Below are 20,641 nucleotides of genomic sequence, written 5' to 3'. Positions count from 1 at the left end.
CCCCGTACCCGCCGCGCCCAAACACAACGGAGAAGACAACCCCGATGCGCAAGACGCACCATGAAACCCCACTTCACCAGCAGGAGAAGGACGCCACCCCGTCCACCAGCACAGCAAGTTGGAGGTTCGGACACTCCCCCGCAGGGGGAGCGCCCGAACCCGACCCTGCCCCGGGGGTGGCGGGGCCCGTCCGGCACCAGGGGAAGCCGGACGGGAAGGCTGCGGCCGAGGGCGGACCGCAGCCGGGCCAGGTCAGCCGAAGGGGCAAGGCCAAGAAGGGGAAGTCGCGCCCGCGCGACAAGAAGCAGCGTCCCGCCTACAGCGTCCGCCTCAACGAGCACGAACTCGCCATCATCCGCTCCGGCGCTGAGCACGTCGACATGAGCGTGGCCGGGTTCCTGGCCTATTCCGCCCTTGCCGCCGCCCGTGACCAGTCGCCCACCGCCGCAGCCATCGCCACCGAACGGGACGTACTGACCGCTCTGTTCGGCGTACGCCATCAGCTCGGCTGGGCCGGCAGCAACGTCAACCAAGCCGTCAAGGCCCTCAACTCTGGTGGCGATGCACCCAACTTCGCTGCCGCGCTCGTCGATCTGCAACGCGCCGCGCAGGCAGTCCAACGTGCGGCCGACAGGATCGCCAACCGGCAGGAGGGTGAGGCGGCTTGATACCCCGGATCCACAAACAGGGCAGCAACACCCTCGGCCTCCTGCACTACCTGTACGGCAAGGGCACCCACGAGGAGCACGTCGATCCGCACCTGGTCGCTTCCTTCGACACCATGGCACCCGACCCCGGCCGTGACCCTTCGGTAACGAAGAAGGACCTCCAGCACCTCCTCGACCAGCCCCTGTCCCTCCTCGGCAGGGACCAGCGTCCCGACAAGCACGTCTGGCACTGTTCCGTGCGCGCCGCCCCCGCCGACCCGATCCTCAGCGATGAACAGTGGGGCGAGATCGCCCGTCGCATGGTGGCGGCCACCGGCATCGACCCCGGCGACGGCGCAGGCTGCCGCTGGGCCGTTGTCCGGCATGCCGACGACCACATCCACATCATCGCCACTCTCGTACGCGAGGACGGCCGCCGTCCCGACCACCACCGCTCCGGTAAGCGCGCCCAGGCCGAAGCCCGGGTCATCGAGGCCGACTACGACCTGCACCGCGTCACGCCCGGGGACGGCACCGCCGCCAAGCGCCCCACCAGTGCAGAGCGCCACAAGGCCGAGCACCAGGGCCGGGACCGCACCGCACGGGAGGAACTGCGCGAGACCGTCCGCCAGGCCGTGGCCGGAGCCGCCACCGAAACAGAGTTTCTTGCCCGGCTCCAGGCCGCCGGGCTCCTGGTCCGGCAGCGTGTCGCGCCATCCGGGGACCTGCTTGGCTACAAAGTCGCCCTGCCCGGCAACCACAACAGGGACACCGAGCCCGTCTTCTACGCCGGCTCCACGCTCGCCCCCAACCTGTCCCTGCCCCGCATCCGCGCCCGATTCGCCCCGACCCCCACCGCCGAGCGCGAACAGCCCATGCGCTGGGACACCGCCCGGTCGCGCAGACCGCTGTCGGCACCCGCCGCAGCCCGGTGCTCGGCCACCCGTGCTGCCTGGACCGCCCTGATCACCCTCGACCAGGACGGCGAAGGCGCCGCAGCCGCCCGCATCGCCGCCACCGGCGAGATCCTCGACAGCCTCGCCCTGACCAGCGCTGCCCACACCAGCCAGCAGCTCCGCGACGCGGCCTGGGCATTCGAACGCGCCAGCCGGTCCCACACCCGAGAGGAATACCGTCACGCTCAGGCCCTGCGCCGAGCCGCCCGCGACCTGCGCCACGGCGGCCCTGTGTCGGGCCGCGCCGCAGACGGTGCGAGCACGGCGATGCTGATCGACACCCTGTTCTTCCTCGCCACCGCCGCCGCCCACTGGCACGCCAAGCTTCAGCACGCCCAGCAGGCCGAGTCCGCCCAACAGGCTGCCGCCCACCTCCACGCCGCGTACAGCATTGCCGCCGAGGAGCCGATGGCCCGTCTGCGGGTCCAGGGCCAGCGTCTGGCCCAGCCCGTACGCAACTGGTCTGCTGCCCTCCTGCGCGCCACCGCGCCAGAGATCGCCGAGGCGGTACTGCGCGAACCGGGCTGGCCCGCGCTTGCCGCTACCCTCACCCACGCCTACCAGACTGGCCACAACCCACAGGCATTGCTGACCGAAGCCATCGCCCATCGGGAACTGGACAGCGCAGGGTCCGTCAGCGATGTCCTCGTCTGGCGCCTGCACCACCTCGCCGACCTGCCCGCACACACCGAGACAGCCGCACATCCCCAGGCCCAAGGTGCCCGTCGGCATTCCCCCGACGTCGCACCGCATCCGGCGCCCCCGCACGCTCCTGCGGCTCGCCTGCCACGTCGCTGACACCAGACGGCACATAGCGTCATCCGCTTGCTGAGACGCGCCGAAGCCTTCGTCGCAGCACCGGGCATGCCGGGCATGCGTCGGCCCCCGACCGGGAACCCGGTCGGGGGCCGACGCAGCGCCTACGTGAGCGGAATCAGTTCCAGTACAGTCCGCGCAGCGAGCCGTCGAAGCCGAGGCTGCTGATGCCGTCCTCCAGGCTGTCGAAGACGATGCCCTCGCCCTCGACTTGGTGCTGGTCGTACCAGATGTGGCTGAGCACAGGCTCGTGCCATTGGTGACCGCAGCGACATCGCATCCACACGTGCTGCCCCTGATTGATGACGAGCCAGTCCCGCTCGGCGCCGCACTCCGCGCACAACCGCACCCTGCCGTCGATGACCACCGGACTCGCGTACGGCATCATGCGCCCCGCAAGCGCTTGGGCGTCGGCCTCCGGCCCACAGGACGGGTCCTGCTCAGACCGGATACTCGACGGATCGTCGTCGACCTGGGCGAGGAAGTCAGCGCGGTAACTGCCATAGCTCCTGGAACTCCCGTCGTACGCGACGAGCACGTCGGCGCCGCAACAATCGATCCCCCTTCGTCGAGCCTGTCACCGGCACTGGCACGAGTCCTGTGACCTGGTGGTTCGTTAGAAGTGGTCGACTGTGACATGACCAGCGAGCAGTATCCAGTGCGTTGCGGGATGTCTCCGTCTGCTGTGGGAGAACCCGCCAGCTCCATCACGTACTGGACGCCGCAGAGTCCGGCAACGACGTTCTTGTCTGGCTCCTGCGTCACCTCGCGGCCTACGAAGGTGGGCGGGTGCCGGGGAGTTCACCGGCTGCCGGACTGCGTGACGCTTTGGGCGAGTTGGCCGACAACGTTCAGGATTCCCTGCCCGAAGCTGGTCGGGGCGATAAGCACGCCGAACACCAGCACAATGATCACGGTCAGTTTCTCGTCGAACCGGCTTCGGGCCTCTGTGCGTCGACGTAATCGCAGGACGATGATGACAGCCAACAGGAGCGCTACGTTGATCGTCAGAATCACCCGGCCAGACCTCCCGTCAGGCAAGACATCAGACATCCCAGCCTTTCTGCATAGCTTGAACTGGGCGATGTGGTCGTTCGGTTACCAGTGCTTGGCGACAAAGCGCTTGTCCAGGGCTGAATTTGTCGGCACGTGAGCAGCGCATACGCGCAAGCGTCACGTCCCGTCGAGTGGTGTGGCGACCTGCAGGACGCCACCCCGCAGTGTCCGAGCACAGGCCGCTAGGTACCTCGCCGCACCCGTTCTGCCATCCCACGGCTCAGGACAGGGCGGTCGGACGGCGTGGGGGCGGGATGCGATCCAGCAGGTCCCACAGGGGGCGAGATCCTGCGGCCCACTCGCCGAGCACACGGCGGTCGACGAGATGGATTCGGTTCTCCTTACCCCAGGGGATGGATTTAGAAGAGAAGCGGCCGTTGGTGAGGACGACCGCTATGTCCGCCCCGTGGATCTGCCGTGCGGTGCCGTTGACCTGCTGCAGCACACCGACACCGACGGCAGAGCCACGGTCCCCGTTCCGGCGGTGCTTGCACTGGATGGCCCAGACGCGACCGGCAGGATCGACGGCGCGTACATCGCAGGCGTTGTCGCCGGCACCGCCGAGCCGCTCGGCCTTACAGCCATCCCGGCGCATCAGGTCCCGTATGGCGAACTCGAACGCACGGTGATCGAGTGCGTCAAGCTCGGCGATCCGCAGCCGCAGGGCCCTGGCACGCACCCGTGCCCACTCGGCCCGCTGCCGCGCCTGCTGGTACCACAGGCCACCAGCCACAGAGACGACCACGGCCGTGAGGACGAGGACCCACCAGTGCGTGAGGAGCCACTGCACGGCAGCGGCCGCCAGACCGATCGCCACGACGGCGGCCACCAGAAGGGCAAACTGTTCGTCCTGCTTCCTGGAACGGCGGACCCGATGGCGCCGGGAGGTACGCCGTACCGGGCGGCGGCTCACCGAACCCCACCCGGCTTAACGGGAGCGGCGGAAGCGAGGCGGTACGGCGGTGAAGTCGTGGCCTCACCCTGGAACTTAATACCGCCCGCAGAGGCTCCCCAGATCAGCATCAGGACGACGGCCGCGATCACGAGCTGGCGCCTGTCTCCGGGATGGGACCGGGTGTGGGCCCGTACCGGGCCACCGCCCCGAACGTGCGCCTTCACCTGAACGGCCATGAAGGAACTCCCCCTCTGTCCAAGGTAGTTGGCGTATCCCCGCGCAGGTCGTATGACAGCACGTGCCACCGACACCAGGTCAGGAGTCGATCACTGGCAGTAGTGCTTTTTCGGTCAATGCAACCCGGCACCCGTGCGCCCCGCGTGTCGGCGACCTGCGCGTTTCACGGCTCGACCGACCGGCTTTAGCCGTTTCGCGACTCGGGCCGAGCGCAGTGCCCCGCGCGCCCGGCCGCCGTGTCTGTCGGGCCACCCGAGCCGTGCGCTCGTGCCCCTCGGAACCGTGGCTCGCAAGTCCACGGGCAGGCTGATTCCCGGCCTCTGGGTCCATGCGTGAGGCGGTCGTACGGCCTTGCTTGATTGCCGACGCGGTCACGGTGTTCGTATCCTCTCCTCCTGGCAACGCGTTGACGGAGACGAGTAGCCAAGGGCTCACGCGAGCCGAGAGAGCCGCCGGGAGCTGGGAAGGCGGTCTCGCGTCCCGAGGTGAAGACCCTCCCGAGCGCAGGGAGGAACGACCCCGGTTGGTGGTCCAATGCCCTGCCGGCTGGCCCCGTCACCGGGCCCGAACCAGGCCGCCACCATGTGGCGACGAGTGCGGTGGCACCGCGAGTTGCCCTTCTCTCCCGCACTCCCAAGGATCATCCGCGAGTCCAGCGCCTTCGCCAGCGCCGCATCGATGCCCAGCAGTTTCCACAGCCCGTTCAGGAGCCAGGTCGCGCCGATCGCGCGGGAGCCGGTCACGCACAGAGGGTCGTCACCGCGGCGAGCGGCTCGACGGCATCCTGGCCGCTGTCGCCCAGGTAGCGGTGATCGAGGCGACCAGACGGCGCAGGGATCCCAGGTGGAGCCGGTCCTCGCGGCCCAGGTTCAGCAAAACCTCGGCCTTGGTGGTGCCGTCGGCCCTGTAGTTGGTGGTCAGCTGCACATAACGCACCACGCTGCCGTTCTTGTTCCGGCGCTGGATCTTCCGCACGTGCATGCCCGCAGAATGCGGCAGATCCCGAGATCACCGACGCGGAATTCCCGAATGCGCATGCCCACACGGCCATCTGATCTAGACCAGTCACAACCCGCTCAGCAGCGAAGATGCCCGGTCAGTCCCGAACCTGTGTCCCCCAACTGTCGAAAGCCGGGCACTTGGGGCTCCCGGTGCGGCGACCTCGGGCCGCTGAAACCGAACTGCTCGATGGCGCAGAGACGACCTTGACCAAGGTCCATGAGGGCTGGTCCGCTTGGGCAGTTGGGGTGTCGAACTCGGGGGTTGCCTTCGTGGCCAGGTCGGTGCTTGGTGTGCTGTGTCGCGTCAGTGGCATTGGAGCGGATTCGACCGGCCCCATCGTGGGCGGGGCGGCCCGCGCATGAGGCTCCGGCGGGGGATCGCGATCGCCGTCGTGGCCGCCGGGGGTGCCGTGACGACGATGCTTGTGGGGCTCGTCACGAACGCGGTGTCCGATCAGTCACAATGGCCCGGCTGGCTGGGGTGGTTACAGCGGCACGCTTGGTTCTCGTTCGCCATTCTGGGCGCGGCGATGGTCGGGCTGACGGTGTTGCTCGCCGCGCTGTCGGAGACCCGGACACCCGTACCGCCTGCTCAGTCGCCGCCTCGGCCGGACGACGAGTCGGGGCCTCCGGGAGCTGCCCTGGTGCTGCGGTCGCTGCCGCGCGACACCGCGGCGTTCACCGACCGGTCCGCTGAGCTGGAGGCACTCGTGCGGTCGGTCCGGGCATCACAGGAGAGCGGCGAGGCCCTGCCGGTCCACGTGATCGATGGAATGCCGGGGGTCGGAAAAACGACGTTCGCGGTGCACGCCGGGCACATGCTCTCGGAGCGGTTTCCGGACGGGCAGCTCTTTGTGAACCTCAACGGGCACACGGCAGGACGGAGCCCGGTGCAGGCCACGGAGGCGCTGGCCTCGCTGCTGGCGGCCACTGGGGTGCCGACGCAGCAGATACCCGTGGGTGACGATGTGGGCGCGGTCACCGAGGCGCGGGCCGCCATGTGGCGGAGTCGGCTTGCGGGGAAGAATGCGCTACTCATCCTCGACAACGTGGCCAGCTATCGGCAGCTGGAGCCTCTGCTGCCGGGCGGGGGTGGCTCTCTCGTGCTGGTGACCAGCCGGAAGCGGCTGGCGGCGTATGAGGAGGTGGTGCTGCCAGTGGAGGCGCTGCCGCCGGATCATGCGGTCGACCTGTTCGTACGGCTCAGCGGGCGGCCGGCGGACGCGCTCGACCGGGGCGCGTTAGAGGAGCTGGTGGAGCTGTGCGGGTACCTGCCGCTGGGGGTGTCACTGCTCGCGGCACGGCTGCGGCACCATCCGTCGTGGAGTGCCGAGGACCTGCGGGAGCGGTTGGTGGCGGCCCGGGACCGGCTGGGAGAGCTGCGTGCTGGAGAGCGCGCGGTCGCTGCGACGTTTGATCTGTCCTTCCGGGACCTCGAGCCGGAGTTGCAGGGTTTCTTCCGGTTCCTTGGCTTCTATCCTGGTACAGACTTCGATGCGTATGTCGGGGCTGCGCTCGGCTCGGTCTCGGTGTCCGTGGCCCGCCGCCAGCTCGACGAGCTCTACGACGCTCACCTGATCGACGAATACCCCGGGAGCCGCTACCGGCTTCACGACCTCTTGCGCGACTACGCCCGCGGTCTCGCCGCCGAGGGAGACAGCATGGAGAACACTCAGGCCGTTCAACGTGTGTGCACCTACTATCTGGCCGCTCTCGCCGTCGCGAACAGACACATCGTCCGTGGCGGCGCGGTCCTGCCGCCTCCGCTGGATGACGTGGCGCAGGTGGAGACCCCTCCCATGGAGTCGCGTACGGCGGCCCTGGGCTGGCTGGAGAACGAGCGCCCCAACGTCCTGGCCTGCATCCGACGGGCGAACAGCCTCGCGCTGAACGACCTCGTGATCCGTCTGGCCGCGGCCATGGCGCCCTTCCTGCGGCAGGCGGGGCCCTGGGACCAGGCCGTTGGGCTCCACCGGACCGCCGCCGAGGCCGCTCGGCGCACCGGCGACCAGCGGGCGCTGGCCAGCGCGCTCGCCGAGCTCGGAGTCGTACGGCGCTTCATGGCCGCCTACCCCGAGGCGACCGAGGCCCTGAACGAGGCGGCAACACAGTACGAGGCGGTCGGCGACCGGCGCGGCAAGGCCGACGCACTGAACCAGGCGGGCATCGTCTGGTACCTGACAGCGGACAACGACGCTGCGGCCCGCGCACAGACCGAAGCCCTCGCCCTCTACCGCGGGCTAGGGGACCGGCTCGGACAGGCCAACGCACTCGCGGACCTTGGCATGGTGCGTCGCCAGACCAGTCAGTTCGACGCGGCCGTGGAGGCACAGACGGAGGCCCTGTCGATCTACCGCGAGCTGAACGACCGGTACGGAGAGGCCAACTCCCTGCGCGACCTGGGCGTCGTGCACTGCCTGATGGGCGAGTACGATCTGGCGACGCGGCGCCACCGTGACGCGTTCGACATCTATCTGGAACTCGACGACCGGGTCCACCAGGCGTACGCCCTCACCGAGTTGGGAGTCGTACGACGACTTACCGGCGATCTCGTCGGGGCACGAGAGGCTCACTCCCAGGCACTGGAGCACTACACCGAACTCGGCGGCCGGTTCGGCCGCGCGAACAGCGTCCGCCACCTCGGGGTGCTTGAGCGCGTGTCCGGGAACACCACCGAGGCGATCCGGCTGCTGGACGAGTCCCTGACCGCGTACCACGATCTCGGCAGCCGCGGAGGCGAGGCCGCATCGCTGAGCGAGCTGGGCGCGGCTCGGGGGATCGTCGGAGAGCGGGATGACGCCGTCGAGGCGTTCCAGCGGAGCCTGGAGATCCTCCGGGAGCTCGGCGACCGGTGCGGCGAGGCGGAGGTGCTGAACCACTGGGGGACGCTGCTGCGCACCTCCGACGACCCGGCAGCGGCGCACGGGCGCTTTGAACGGGCACTGGGCTTGGCACGGGACATCCGCTGTCCGCTGGAAGAGGCTCGGGCGCTGGAAGGCATCGGTCGCTGCCACTGGGTAGTCGACGGGCCCGCTCGGGCCGAGGGCCCGCTGCGTGACGCGGTCACCGTGTACCGGCAGCTGGGCGTGAGCGCGGCGGCCGACGACGTCGAACGGCTGCTGGTCTCGCACTCGGGCTGAGTCGACCATGTGGCCGGATTCCGTATGCCGGCACAGGCGGTGAGGCTGCTACGTTGCCAGCCGATCTGTTGCTTCAACTGCCGTCGCACCGTGCCAGGCCCAGCACGTCCATCACGAGGAGCGTTGAATGCCGTCACCCACGTCCGCAACCGAACCGCGCACCGCGACGCCAGTCGGCCCGGCGTCCACGGATGCGGCGCCGGGTACCGCGGTCCTCGACCGCGTGGCCGCCCGCGTGCGACAGCGGCTGGAAGCCGAGCAGTCCGCGACAAACCGCGTTGGCGACGGCTCCCACGCGGCCTCGATCATCTGGCCCTGGCCCGTGTGAGCACCTCCGCTTGATGACGCAGCTCGAAGGCACCACCCCTTTCCGGACATTCATTCTCAAGATCGCCAACCGCTGCAACATCGACTGCGACTACTGCTTCGTGTTCAACTCCAAGGACCAGGCGGCGCGGCATCTGCCCGCCCGGATGGACGTTGACGTAGCACGGGCTGCCGCCCGGCGGATCGGTGAACACGTCGCGGCACACGGCCTGCAGACTGTGCATGTCGTCCTACATGGTGGGGAACCGTTGCTCGCCGGTGCCCGGCACCTGGCCGACCTGCTAGGCACCATCCGGAAAGGGATTCCGGCGGGCACGGAGGTCCGCTTCGAGCTCCAGACCAATGGGACGCTTCTGTCCAACGCGTGGCTGGACCTCTTCGAGCGGCACGCAGTGGTGGTGGGCGTCAGCCTCGACGGGCCGCCGGCCGCAAACGACCGGCACAGGCTGACGCACGCTGGGCGGTCGAGCGCCGCCTCAGCCGTGCGCGGCATCGAGCTGCTCCGGTCCCGACCGCATCTGTTCGCGGGACTGCTCGCCGTCGTGGACCTGGCTAACAACCCCGTGGAGGTTCACGACTATCTGGCGTCGTTCGAGCCACCGGTGATCGACTTCGGCCTGCCGCACGGGACCCACGACGACCCGCCGCACCGCGACGACCCGAGCGTCCCCGAGTACGGGCTGTGGATGAGCCGGGTGTACGACGCCTGGCTCGTCCGGCCAGAGTACCGACACAGCGTTCGGATGCTGGAGGACATTGTGGCCCTCAGCTCCGGCGTGCGCGGCTCGGTGGAAACGCTCGGTCTGGCCCCACCGACGAGCGTCGTGATCGAGTCCGACGGAACGGTCGAGGGCGTGGATACCCTGCGGTCCGTCGAGGAGGGTGCGTCCTGGCTCGGGCTCGACGTCTTCGACCACTCCTTCGACGAGGCCCTGCACCATCCAAAGCTCCTGCACCGGCAGTACGGCAAGGCCGCGCTCGCCGAGAAGTGCCGGAGCTGCCCGCTGGTGGACGTGTGCGGCGGAGGCTACCTCCCGCACCGCTTCAGCGCCGCTCGCGGCTACGGGAATCCCTCCGTCTACTGCGCGGACCTGGAGTATCTCATCCGGCATGTCCAAGGCTCCCTGCGGCAACACGGCTGGAGCCCGTATGCGTCGGCCGCTCCGTCCCCGTAGGCACACATGCCGTACCGCCACAAGGGGATCAAGTGTTGGAGCGAGCGAGTGAAGCGACCGACGAACGATGGGAGACGCCGATGACCGTGACGATCCGCCCCGCAGAGAAGCGGGACGTCCTGGCCGTGGCCGAGCTGATCGAGGAGATCGAGCGGTTCTACGGGTCAACCGAGATCCAGCCGCTCGAGGAGCGCCGGTTCCAAGTGGAGGAGGCCCTGTTCGGCTCGCCGCCGCTGGCGTCCGCCCTCCTGGTTGAGGACGAGACCGGTGGCCTCGTCGGCCTTGCGGCATACTCCTTCCTCTGGCCAGCCGCCGGCTCCTCCCACTCCCTCTTCCTCAAGGAGCTCTACGTCCGCGACACCCTCCGCCGACAGGGCGTCGGCGCCCGCCTCATGGACGAACTCCGCGCCCTGGCCGCCGGACGCCCCGGGTGCAGCCGAGTCGAGTGGATGACGGACCGCGACAACCCAGGCGCGCGGGCCTTCTACAAGTCGCTGGGGTTCGCCGAGTTCGACGGGAAGATCGTCTATCGGGTCGACACTGGCACGGCATGAGGAGGAGCGAGGCTGTGAAGGAAGAGCGCTGCGATCGATGTGACTGCATCATCGGGCTGGGATGTGGCTGCCTGCGTGACGGGGCCGTGCCGAAGGTGCGTCCTGCATTCCAGCCGAGGCGGGAATGGCGGCGTTTCCCCGCAGACACGATCCTGATCTCGCCCACGCGGTACGCGCACCTACCAGGGGCGTGCACTCACCTGATTGAAGACTTGGTGAAGGCGCCGCGCTGGGGCTGGATCCCTGACCCGCCGCCCGGGCTCTGGGACCGGTTGAGCAGCAGTTACCCGGCGACCGCAACGGAAGGCAACACCGAGCGGCAGGCGATACGGCGGTGCGAGGAGTGCCAGTCGGCCTTGTCGTGACGTGAGTCCGGTGGCCGCGGCGGCAATCGGGCCAACTCAAGCGCGTCAGGTGGCCACGCTCAGCAGGACGTCCGTCAGGCGGTCCGCCGCGTCCGGGCGGCCCAGGGCGCGTGCCTGATCCACCATGTGCTGTCGCTTCTCTGGTGAGTAGAGGATCGAGGAGACGGCCGTGCGCAGACCCTCGGGCGTGACCGCCTCCTTGAGCAGCGCGACGGCGGCTCCCGCCTGCTGGAGGTGGAGCGCGTTGTGCTCCTGCTCGTTGCCGGCCGAGGTTGCGAGCGGGATGAGGACAGAGGGCTTACCGAGGGCAGTGAGCTCGGCGATCGTGCCAGCGCCGCTGCGGGAGATGACGACATCGGCGAGGGCGAGGACGTCGGGGAGCTCCGAGCCGACGAAGTCGGTGACCAGGTAGCGGGGCCGGATATCGTCCGGGAGCTGGGCGGCGTACTGGCGGGACTCCTCAATGGAGGTAGCGCCGCACTGGTGGATGACGTTGGCCTGGGTGAGCAGCCACGGGAGGACCGCGCGGACCACTGTGTTGATCTGGACGGAGCCCTGGGCGCCGCCGGTGATGTAGACAGTGGGCAGGGTGCGGTTGAAACCGGTGAGGCCGAGGCCACCGATCGCTTTGTCCGGCTGGCCGGTAAGGACTTCGGGGCGTACGGGGTTGCCGGTGACGACCGCCGAACTGCGGACGGAGTCGGGCAGGAGCGGCAGGGTCGACTCGGAGGAGACGGCGACGCGGGTAGCGGCCCGGACCAGGGCCCGGTTGGCCAAACCGAGGCGGACGGTCTGTTCATGGATGACGAGCGGGCGGCGGCAGAACTTGACCGCGAGGCCGACGGGGACGGCGACGTAGCCACCAGTGGACAGCACCACGTCGGGCTTGAAGTCGGAGACGATCGCGCGGGCCTGGGCCGCGCCGAGGGGGACGCGTCCCATGTCCTTGATGTTCGCCGGGGAGGCCAGCTTGAGCGGGTTGCTGGACCGGCGGATCTTGCCGGTGGTACGGTCTTGAAGGGGATGCCCTCACGCTCGGTGACGCGGGCCTCAAGACCGGTGGCGGTTCCGACCCACAGGACGTCCAGCCCGATGCCGAGGCGGGCGAGCCGGGTGCTGGTCGTGCGGATCGCGGTGAGCGCGGGGTAGGTGTGGCCGCCGGTCCCGCCGCCCGTGACGATCAGCCGGAAGGGCCGGCCCAGGGCGGCGATACGGCGGTCGAGGTCAGTGCTGGTCACGTCGTGGGGCTTCCCGTTCCGGCGGGCTCCGGGGTTGTGCCTGGGCCTGGGGACATTCGGACGTGCCGGACGATATCAGGCAGCCGCACCTTCGTGAGGAGCCGTCCGACGCCCCAGGGAGTAGTCCCGAACTGGCGGAGATACATGCTCAGCGTGCGCTGCTGCGCGGTGGAGAGCACGAACTCGCGCACGCCCTTCTCTATACGCCGGAAGCGGCGCGGATCGCGGATGTTCTCCCGACGGCTCGCGGCCACCAAGAGAGCGTCGAGGTCGAAGTGCGCGGTCTGGCGCAGCACCTCGGGCGGGTCAGGGCGGAAGATGTCGGACAGGATGAGGCGGTGGTATTCGGCGCCCTCGCGTACCAGCGCCTCGATCAGGCCACCGCCGCCCACGCCGACACCGATGTCACGGAGCGCGGCCAGGCAGGCGCGGGCGGCGAGATCCGCGGTGTCGTCCAGGGCCTCGGAGATGATCCGCGTTCGGTAGGTGTAGAGCAGGTTGTTCCCCAGGTGGCCCTCGACGTAGCGGTCGATGTTCTCGGTGGCGTACGTCAGGAGCTCGGCGCGGTCGTTCCACAGCTGCTCGTCGGTCTCAGCCGCGAACTCCTTCAGCACGGCCGCCAGGGCGGGCCCGTGGTGCATGGTCCGTGCGAGCTCCAGCCAACGCATCGGCGAGACGCAGTGTCCGCGCAGGATGGCCAGAAGGACGGCGAAGACGCCGCCGTTGTAGAGGGAGGCCAGGAGCAGGTTCATCACCCGGCACTCCCGGTAGTCCTCATACGGCATGCCGGGCACGGTGACGCACACCTCGTCCAGCTCGGCCGCGCGCAACTCCTCACCGAGCACGGTGTAGGCGCCATAGCAGCGCGGTACGACCCGCCACTTGGTGACCAGTCCGTGTTCGCGGCGGTAGGCGTCGGTGCACATCTCGCTGCCTGGCAGGAGGGTGAGCTGGAACATGTTGAGTCGGTCGAACCCGGCGTCCACGAGCTGGCGCAGGGTGCCGAGGTGCTTGGCCTTCGAGTCACCTGGCAGGGCGAGGATCACCTCGCTGTAGGTGCCCGCCCCGGCGTCCGCCGCGGCGAGGGCGATCTCCATCAGCTTGCCGGCGTCGATGTTCGTACGGGCGACCCTGCGTAGGACGTCGGAGTCGAGGGACTGTACGGCGCCGGACAGGCTGATCGCGCCGGGGACTTGGGCGACTGCGGACACGACGCGATCGCGCTGGTTCTTGCCGGTGGTGACGTTGACGACGTGCGGCCAGCCGTAGAGCTGCTGGCATTCGGCGATCACCCGGCAGGTCTCGTGGTCCTCGGGGTACATGCCGAAGTTGCTGTCGATGATGAGAAGTTCGTTGCGGGCGGTCCCGGCCTCGACGAGCGGTTTCATGTGGCGGCCGATGTAGTGCAGCTCGGCGCGGATGTGCTCAGGGTTCTTTTTGGCGACCTTCTGGAAGTACGCGGTGCCCTCCTGGCAGAAGGTGCACTTGAACGGGCAGCCCGGTTGGTCTGAACGGTGGGAACGAGCTTGCCGTCGAAGAATTCGTCCATGAGGCCGAGCGTGTACGGGGAAGGCACGTCGGACAGGTCGTGGAGCCGGGGCCGTGGCGGCGAAGCGTAGAAGGTCCCGTCCTTGTCCATGCGATGCACGCCGGGGATGCTGCCGCGCATCTCGGCTCGACCGCCGCCGTTGAGGGTGAGCAGAAGATCGCAGAACGCGACCTCGCCCTCCCCATCGATGTAGACGTCCACCTTCCCGGCCAGGCACTCGCGCCAGAATTCGGTCTGCTCCTGAACGCGGAGCGGATAGTGGGGACCGCCGAAGACAACCGTCGTACACGGAAAGCGCCGCTTTATCAGCTCGGCGAAGGCGAGTGAGAGCTGGCTGGTCCAGATGTAGTGCGAGAACCCGATCACGTCAGGGGGCCCGTCCTGCTCCAGCGCGTCCGCAAGCGCTTCGGGATACTTGAACACCCGAACGGGGTGGACGAGGTCCACCTTCGTGGCCGCGTAGGTGGCCAGCCCCGCCACCGCCTGCGGCATCGCCTCGGCCGAGATCGCCTGCTGGGTATACGTGAGGTCGGCCAGCCACACCGTGAGCGTGACCTTTCGCTGGGCAACCGGGGCCACGGCCGGCACAGGCAGCAACACGTGCGCCGTCATGCCGTGACCTCCAGAGGCGACGGGCGGCGGAGGAAGATCTGTAGAAGCAGACGGCGCTCGCTCTCGGGCACGTCCTCCTGCCCCCGGCCGAGCGCCTCGCGACCGTGGCAGCACAAGTGCTGGTTGACGATGAGCATGTCGCCACGGCCGAGCAGGAACCTCCGCTGTCCGACGATCAGTTCGCGCTCCAGGGCCCGGGCCGCCTTGATGTATGGGTCGGCGGGGTCGGCGTCGGCGAACATCTTCGCTGTGAACCGGACGAAGCCTCCCAGCGGCGACAGGCCGTCGATGATGGGGAAGGGCCGCCACTCCTCGCCGACGCCCGTCAGGTCGTAGAAGTCCCCGTCCTCGTACCGCGGGTGGGTCAGCAGCTCGGCATCGAAGAAGCTGAGCCGGTCCACGGCACGGCGGATCTGGGAGATAAGGCTGTGGCCTTGGCCCTTAGGGTCGGGACGTACGCATAGGAGAGCGCTGTAGTCAGGCGGCCAGGTGGAGTTCACGATGTCCAGGTGCATCGGGTTGTACCCCGTGCCGGTGGCGCGCATGGGGTCAATAGCCAGGTGCCCAGCGGTTTCCACAGCGGCCAGCGGTCGAAGGCGCGTAGCGGAGTGGCGATGAGGGAGACGAGGGCGGTGACAGCGCATAGGCCGTTGTTCTCGGTGCCGAGAGCGTCGAGCAGGTCGGCCAGCTCGAGAACGGCGAAGCCTTCGCCAGCAGGGACGTTCAGCAGCCGGTCGCAGATGGCGACGAACTCCGCGGTGTGCGGGAGGCCACGCAGCGTTCGACGGTAGGCGACGGCGGTCTCTGGGGACAGCAGACCGTCAGTGAGCTTCCAGTCGGGAAGGATCGCGGCGTGTCGGGCCAAGTCGGCGACGAGCTCCTTCGGCAGTGACACGCGATACTCGGGCAGGGTCGGGGTGGGCATATGGCACTCCTCATGTGGTGTGGCTGATGGGGTGCACGGAGCCACGTGCGTGCGAGGGTGACGAGAGGGCCTTTGGCGTAGGCCGGCACGCGGCTACGGGCGGAGCAAGTGGCCGATATCACCGACGAGCCAAAGGATCAGCAGGACGGGTACGACCAGCACCGCGAGCTGGAACTAGCCGAAGCCGTAGCGCCGCAGGAGTCGGAGTGGGTGGCAGAGTCCCCAGCACAGCGGTGGCAGTCCCGTCCGCCAGGGCCGAGGTCGTCGTTGGATCGTGTCCCTGGGTGCCGGGTTCATCGGAGCCTGCGCTTCGATCCGAAGAACACAAGGGCTCCGAAGGCCACGTACAGCGTGATCGAGAGCAGCAGGCCGGTCATCGTCATCGCCGTCTCCCGGTCACCGCCGGCCCGTGGCGGAAACCGCCTGGGTTCCGCCGCCGCAGATCATTGAGCGACTGGGCGTCGAGACGAACGCATCGGCCTCCTCCAGCCACGCGGCGAGCGAGTCCCGCTCCTCCGGGTGAAACCGGAGCATGACCATCGACGGCACCACGATCCCCCGCGCCGGGCCCTCCTCGACCGCAGCCAGGGCCTTCGGCCACTCGGGTCGGTCGGCACGGCTGGAAAGAACGATCGCGCGGTCCACGAACGTCGCCACCGGGACCCATCCGCGCTCGTCCACGCAGCGGAGCACCCTGCGCACCGCCCTGGTCCTGCACCGTCGACGGGCTGACCCCGGGCTCAGGCACGCATACACCACGACCGGAGTGCCACGAGGCCCCCGCTCCGCTGGGGCCTCGACCACGGCGCTCACAGTTCCCGCCTCCGGTCCTCGGAGTCGTGATCGCGGGTCTCGTACGAGGGCTGCGGAGCGACCGGAAGGACGCACCAGGCGATCGTTCCGTCGGCGGTGAATCCCCATCTTCCGCCGAGTGCGTCGATGAGCGTGTCCACGAGCCACAGACCCCGCCCACCTTCGTCGTCCGGGTTGGCCCTCGCCGGGCTGGGCACCGCGGACGGCGAGTGATCGTTGATCTCTAGCCGGACCTGTCCGTCGGTGTGCGTCATGCGGAAGCTGATCGTGTCGCCGCGCCCGTGGAGAACTGCATTGGTGAATAGTTCCGAGATCACCACTTCGACGAAGTCGACTCGGTCCTTGGACACGTGGCACGCGTTCCGCAGCCACGAGGTTCCGATTCGCCGCGCCTGCGAGACCCGTGACTCATCGCGTGCGAGGGCAACCTCGACGGGCGACGGAAGCGCCATGCGCGCTCCAGCGGGGGAGGTGGTGCAGGAGCTCGTGGGAATTGTGGGAACGGTCGTGGTTGGAACCGAGGACACCATCGCCCAGTCCTTCCGGTGGTCGTAACCGGGGAGCACGAAGCACGGCCGTGGAGCGAGTAATTCAGGAGGCCAGGGTGGTCCGGGCGGGGTGATGCCCTCAGCTCTTGGAAAGCTCGCTGCTGGACAGTCCACGGCCCAGTCCTCCGTCTCTGTCGACGCCGCGTGATCGCAGTTATCGAACGATGACGGTGAGTTGATGGACTTTCATACGCACCTGGCCTCGTCTCCTGAGACTTTGGCTGCCCCCGTCGTGGTCTTTTGGGACACCACTGCGTCCTGCGGGGCCGCGAGGTGGGTAAGGGGATCGACAATCGCGGCGGGCGGGCGCAGGGCCCGACGGCGTCCATTCCAGAGGGGTCACGGTGGGCGACAAGCAGCTGACGGTGTTCGGCATGTTGGTGCGGCAGCGCGGCTGGGGGTACGCACGTTTCAGCCGCGAGTGCAAGCGGGTCTGCGCTGAGTTGCGCTTGGACGACGTGACCCCGCAGCGCAAGCAGTTCGATCGGTGGCGTTTCGGCCAGATCAAGGGGGTACCGCGTACGGAGGCGTGCGAGGTTCTGGAACGGATGTTCCCAGGATGGACGGCAAAGAAGCTGCTCGCCCCGGCGGACGCTTCACCGCTTCCTGTGAACGCTGACGCCACACCGGCGCGCACTGAGCAAGAACCCGAGCACGCGCCCCAGGCGGCGGACGTGCTGCTTGAGGAGGACGAGATGAAGCGGCGGACCCTGATCCGCGGCCTTGTCATCGGGACCGGTCTCGGCGTTTCCGAAACCGCCCTGGAGGTCATGGCCGCTGCACGACAGCGCATGGACGTGGCCCTGGAGGCGTCGGTCATCGGGCCAGCAACGTTGGAACGCTGGGAGATCACCGCCTTCGAATACGCACACGCCTACCAAACAGTGCCGCCGCAGCAACTCCTCGGCGACGTCCTCGCCGACTTCACCGAAGTGCAGCGCCTGCTGGAACAACGACAGCCCATCCGATACCGGCGCCGACTGTGCCGGGTAGCTGGCCAACTCGCCGCGCTCGCCGGGATCTTCGCCTCTGCACTTGGCGCCCACGGTGAGGCGCGCGGATGGTTCCACACCGGGCGCCTTGCTGCCGCCGAAGCCGGTGATACCCAGCTTGAGGGGTCGCTCGCGGTCCGGTCGGCCATCGTCTCGCTCTACTACGGGACCCCGGCTTCCGCCCACGAGCAGGCTGCCCGAGCCTGCCACACTCTGGGGAACACCGTCGGCCCAGCCACCACACGCGCACTGGTCGTCGAAGCCCGCGCGCTCGCCCGTCTGCGGCGAGGGGAAGAAGCTCTAGCGTTGCTTCGGCAAGCCGACGACGTCTTCGGACGCCTCACGGACGAAGACCGCAGCGACCCTGCTCTCGGCCACACCGAACGGCAGTTCCTCTTTCACCTCGGCAACGCATGGACCCACCTGGGGCGTGCCGACGACGCCTGGCAGGTCCAGCAGCGAGCGCTGGAGAAGTACCCGCCCACCGAGTACCTCGACCCGACCCTGATCCGCCTGGACCGGGCAATCTGCCTCGCGCGCAGCGGCGAAGCGGAGGAGGCGTATTGCACCGCAGCACAGGCCATCACGTCGCTGCCGGACGAACACCGCACCGGCATGATCGTGAAGTACGCCACCGACTTCAGCCGTATCGCAGGGCACGCCCAGCTCCCCGCGGGCAAGGAATTCGCAGAACTGCTGCGGTCCTGAGGCGACCGACTTACCCACCGGACACCGGGTTGATCAGGGAACCGATCCCGGAGATGTGCACTGCCACCTCGTCGCCCGGCATGATCGGACCGACCCCCGACGGCGTGCCGGTCAGCAGGACATCCCCGGGGTAGAGCGTGACCGCCGCTGTGATGTACGCCAGCAGGGAGGCGACCGGATGCAGCATCGTCGCCGTCGTGGCACGCTGCCGCTCGGTACCGCCGACTTCGCAGCGCACCTCGACCCCGCTTGGGTCCAGACCCGTGGCGATCCACGGACCGAGCGGGCAGAACGTGTCGAACCCCTTCGCCCAGGAAGGCTGCCCATCCGCCCGCTGGATGTCCCGGGCGGTCACGTCGTTGGCACAGGTGTAGCCGAAGACATAGCCCAGCGCCTCATCGGCGGCAACGTTACGGGCCGTACGGCCCATGACCACGGCGAGCTCAGCCTCATGGTGCACCTCCCGTGACTGGGCCGGGTAACGGATCGCCTCTCCAGGACCGATCACAGCGGAGGGCGGCTTGAAGAACAGCCGGGGCGCGGCCGGTGTGTCCAGCTGCGTCTCGGCGATGTGATCGGCGTAGTTCCGCCCCACCGCGACGATCTTTCCGGGAAGGATAGGGGCGAGCAGCCGCACCTCAGCGAGCGCGACGCTGCGGCCGGTGGATGCCGCAGTGCCGCGGACCGGATCAGCGGTCAGCACCTCTAGGACGTCCTTGCCGTCGGCCGTGGTGGTGAGCCACCCGTACAGGACTTGCCCCTGCCACTCGAACCTCGCCAGCCGCTGCGATCCATCCGTCAGCCCCATACTTGCACCGTACCCTCGACGCGGCAGGTGGTCCTATTGCGTGGGTCAGTGCGCCGCGAGGTAGACCCGCACACGACTGCCCGCGCCCTCGCCGATATGGATCTCGACGCCTTGCCTTCAACGGCCGCTCGTGCGCAGTCGCCGTGAATGGCATGGACGTGAGAGAACGCGCCGCCGCCGTTGAGTGCGTGGCTGCCGCGACGGGGAACTCGAACCCGGGGTCTTCACGTCACCAGGGATGGCTGAATACCTGCGGTGGCCTTGTCGCCGAACAACCGGCGAGCCATATGGTGTCGATCATGGTGTCGCCAGCGCAGTCACCGCCCGGTAGCCAGGGTGGGCACCACACCCTCTGGCGGGAAGGGACGAGCAGCCGGCGGGCATCCGGTGCGGAGCCGTGAGCGGTGAGCTGGATAACCGCAGACACCATCCGGGACCGCTGTGCAGCTTGGGTACCATCCGGGACATCCGGACCCAGTGAACTCGCCCGGAATGCTCTCTTTCTCCTCGCCATAGGGGAGTTGGCGTTGGCGAAACCGCGCGCACCACCGATAGCGTCGGTTTACCGAGACAGTCTTCCCCCCATCGGGAGTCGCCAGTGATCCGCCGCACTTTGCCCGGTGCTGCCACGCTCACCGCAGCCGCAGTCCTGCTCTTGACAGCCTGCAGCGGTGGCGATGACGGCTCAGAAACCAACGACAAGATTGCCGGCGCCGACCAGGGTGACAAGTCGTTGGCGTCACCAAGCGCATCGGATGGCTCTTCGGTCAAACGGCCCGACGTGTCCGTGCCCAAGGACTTGAAGCTCGTGTTCGACTGGGATGAACCCAGCGACCCCAAGCAGGCCGCTGCTCTTGGCGATGCGGCCAACTACATCCGGGCGATCATGCACGGCGTAGTGAAGCAGGACGTCAACGATCCGGCCTACGGCTTCTACTCGACCAGCGGCGCCGAGAAGTACGCGCAGAGTCAGATTCAAACCTGGGTGGACGGTGGTTGGACCGCCACGGGGACCAACGTCTTCTACGATCCCAGTACCGCCCCCGCGGCGGGTGGAAAGGCCGTGCTCGTCTCTTTCTGCAACAACCAGGCAAAGGCGTTCAGCAGGAAGATCTCGACGGGAAAGATCCATTATACGAAGGAGAGCATCAAGAGCTACTCCCGCTATAGGATTTTGATGGCCAAGCCGCCCACTGAGAAGGGTGTTTGGCGAGCGGGGGAGATTACTGTCGAGGGGGAGGCCGAGCAGTGCCGGAAGTAGGGATCGCGAGCAGCGGTC

At 68.4% G+C, this 20,641-nt stretch carries 17 protein-coding genes and 3 pseudogenes; 8 read left to right on the top strand and 12 right to left on the bottom strand.

Annotation, left to right across the window (positions count from 1 at the left end; genetic code table 11):
* The first annotated feature begins 44 nt into the window (after window positions 1-44).
* Complete coding sequence (locus tag ACTWQC_RS04775; protein WP_443314245.1) at window positions 45-668, top strand: mobilization protein; 624 nt, start codon at window positions 45-47, stop codon at window positions 666-668.
* Window positions 665-2,401, top strand: coding sequence for a mobilization protein (locus ACTWQC_RS04770; protein WP_443314244.1), 1,737 nt, complete (start codon window positions 665-667; stop codon window positions 2,399-2,401). The genes ACTWQC_RS04775 and ACTWQC_RS04770 overlap by 4 nt, the downstream gene beginning before the upstream one ends.
* A gap of 136 nt (window positions 2,402-2,537) precedes the next feature.
* On the opposite strand, the gene ACTWQC_RS04765 is transcribed toward ACTWQC_RS04770, so the two are convergent.
* From ACTWQC_RS04765 to ACTWQC_RS04750, 4 genes and pseudogenes are all read right to left on the bottom strand, one after another.
* On the bottom strand, window positions 2,538-2,957 hold the full coding sequence (locus ACTWQC_RS04765) for a hypothetical protein (protein ID WP_443314243.1): 420 nt from the start codon (window positions 2,955-2,957) through the stop codon (window positions 2,538-2,540).
* Window positions 2,958-3,220: 263 nt separating this feature from the next.
* On the bottom strand, window positions 3,221-3,433 hold the full coding sequence (locus ACTWQC_RS04760) for a hypothetical protein (protein WP_443314443.1): 213 nt from the start codon (window positions 3,431-3,433) through the stop codon (window positions 3,221-3,223).
* A 262-nt stretch (window positions 3,434-3,695) separates the two neighbouring features.
* On the bottom strand, window positions 3,696-4,304 hold the full coding sequence (locus ACTWQC_RS04755; RefSeq protein WP_443314242.1) for a restriction endonuclease: 609 nt from the start codon (window positions 4,302-4,304) through the stop codon (window positions 3,696-3,698).
* A 947-nt stretch (window positions 4,305-5,251) separates the two neighbouring features.
* Window positions 5,252-5,588 (bottom strand): annotated as a pseudogene (locus ACTWQC_RS04750) (IS1634 family transposase); the annotation flags it as partial.
* A gap of 379 nt (window positions 5,589-5,967) precedes the next feature.
* On the opposite strand from ACTWQC_RS04750, the gene haaT reads away from it, so the two are divergent.
* From haaT to haaN, 4 genes are all read left to right on the top strand, one after another.
* Window positions 5,968-8,748 (top strand): cyclophane-containing RiPP biosynthesis TPR protein HaaT, encoded by a 2,781-nt coding sequence (gene haaT / locus ACTWQC_RS04745; RefSeq protein ID WP_443314241.1) that lies wholly within the window; start codon window positions 5,968-5,970, stop codon window positions 8,746-8,748.
* Between the two features lie 127 nt (window positions 8,749-8,875).
* Window positions 8,876-9,076, top strand: coding sequence for a HaaA family cyclophane-containing RiPP peptide (gene haaA, locus ACTWQC_RS04740; protein ID WP_443314240.1), 201 nt, complete (start codon window positions 8,876-8,878; stop codon window positions 9,074-9,076).
* A gap of 13 nt (window positions 9,077-9,089) precedes the next feature.
* A complete protein-coding gene (locus ACTWQC_RS04735; RefSeq protein ID WP_443314239.1) occupies window positions 9,090-10,250 on the top strand; it encodes an FxsB family cyclophane-forming radical SAM/SPASM peptide maturase in 1,161 nt (386 codons plus the stop codon).
* Window positions 10,251-10,330: 80 nt separating this feature from the next.
* Window positions 10,331-10,804: a cyclophane-containing RiPP N-acetyltransferase HaaN gene (gene haaN / locus ACTWQC_RS04730; protein WP_443314238.1), complete on the top strand. Its 474-nt coding sequence runs from the start codon at window positions 10,331-10,333 to the stop codon at window positions 10,802-10,804.
* Window positions 10,805-11,214: 410 nt separating this feature from the next.
* Here the strand turns inward: haaN and ACTWQC_RS04725 are convergent.
* From ACTWQC_RS04725 to ACTWQC_RS04695, 7 genes and pseudogenes are all read right to left on the bottom strand, one after another.
* Window positions 11,215-12,407 (bottom strand): annotated as a pseudogene (locus ACTWQC_RS04725) (UDP-N-acetylglucosamine--N-acetylmuramyl-(pentapeptide) pyrophosphoryl-undecaprenol N-acetylglucosamine transferase).
* Window positions 12,404-14,173, bottom strand: coding sequence for a radical SAM protein (locus tag ACTWQC_RS04720; RefSeq protein WP_443314237.1), 1,770 nt, complete (start codon window positions 14,171-14,173; stop codon window positions 12,404-12,406). The pseudogene ACTWQC_RS04725 and the gene ACTWQC_RS04720 overlap by 4 nt, the downstream one beginning before the upstream one ends.
* A pseudogene (locus ACTWQC_RS04715) lies at window positions 14,122-14,448 on the bottom strand (cobalamin-dependent protein); the annotation flags it as partial. The pseudogene ACTWQC_RS04715 and the gene ACTWQC_RS04720, both read right to left, overlap by 52 nt.
* A 116-nt stretch (window positions 14,449-14,564) precedes the next feature.
* Complete coding sequence (locus ACTWQC_RS04710) at window positions 14,565-15,113, bottom strand: hypothetical protein (RefSeq protein WP_443314236.1); 549 nt, start codon at window positions 15,111-15,113, stop codon at window positions 14,565-14,567.
* Window positions 15,065-15,493 (bottom strand): hypothetical protein, encoded by a 429-nt coding sequence (locus tag ACTWQC_RS04705; protein ID WP_443314235.1) that lies wholly within the window; start codon window positions 15,491-15,493, stop codon window positions 15,065-15,067. The genes ACTWQC_RS04710 and ACTWQC_RS04705 overlap by 49 nt, the downstream gene beginning before the upstream one ends.
* A gap of 396 nt (window positions 15,494-15,889) precedes the next feature.
* Window positions 15,890-16,174 carry a hypothetical protein gene (locus ACTWQC_RS04700; protein WP_443314234.1) on the bottom strand — a complete coding sequence of 95 codons (285 nt, stop codon included), beginning with the start codon at window positions 16,172-16,174 and terminating at the stop codon, window positions 15,890-15,892.
* A 128-nt stretch (window positions 16,175-16,302) separates the two neighbouring features.
* The gene (locus ACTWQC_RS04695) at window positions 16,303-16,758 is read right to left on the bottom strand and encodes an ATP-binding protein (RefSeq protein WP_443314233.1); all 456 of its coding nucleotides are present in this window, start codon (window positions 16,756-16,758) and stop codon (window positions 16,303-16,305) included.
* 440 nt (window positions 16,759-17,198) lie between these two features.
* On the opposite strand from ACTWQC_RS04695, the gene ACTWQC_RS04690 reads away from it, so the two are divergent.
* Window positions 17,199-18,554, top strand: coding sequence for a hypothetical protein (locus ACTWQC_RS04690; protein WP_443314232.1), 1,356 nt, complete (start codon window positions 17,199-17,201; stop codon window positions 18,552-18,554).
* A 10-nt stretch (window positions 18,555-18,564) separates the two neighbouring features.
* Here ACTWQC_RS04690 and ACTWQC_RS04685 read toward each other — a convergent pair whose 3' ends face one another.
* Window positions 18,565-19,362 (bottom strand): fumarylacetoacetate hydrolase family protein, encoded by a 798-nt coding sequence (locus tag ACTWQC_RS04685; protein WP_443314231.1) that lies wholly within the window; start codon window positions 19,360-19,362, stop codon window positions 18,565-18,567.
* A 598-nt stretch (window positions 19,363-19,960) separates the two neighbouring features.
* On the opposite strand from ACTWQC_RS04685, the gene ACTWQC_RS04680 reads away from it, so the two are divergent.
* Window positions 19,961-20,623 (top strand): hypothetical protein, encoded by a 663-nt coding sequence (locus ACTWQC_RS04680; RefSeq protein ID WP_443314230.1) that lies wholly within the window; start codon window positions 19,961-19,963, stop codon window positions 20,621-20,623.
* The last annotated feature ends 18 nt before the right edge of the window (window positions 20,624-20,641 follow it).

It is taken from the genome of Streptomyces sp. 8N616 (genome assembly GCF_052246385.1).
Lineage (GTDB): Bacteria > Actinomycetota > Actinomycetes > Streptomycetales > Streptomycetaceae > Streptomyces.
Note: the sequence above shows the minus strand (reverse complement) of the source record. Positions and strands in the feature narration are given on the sequence as shown.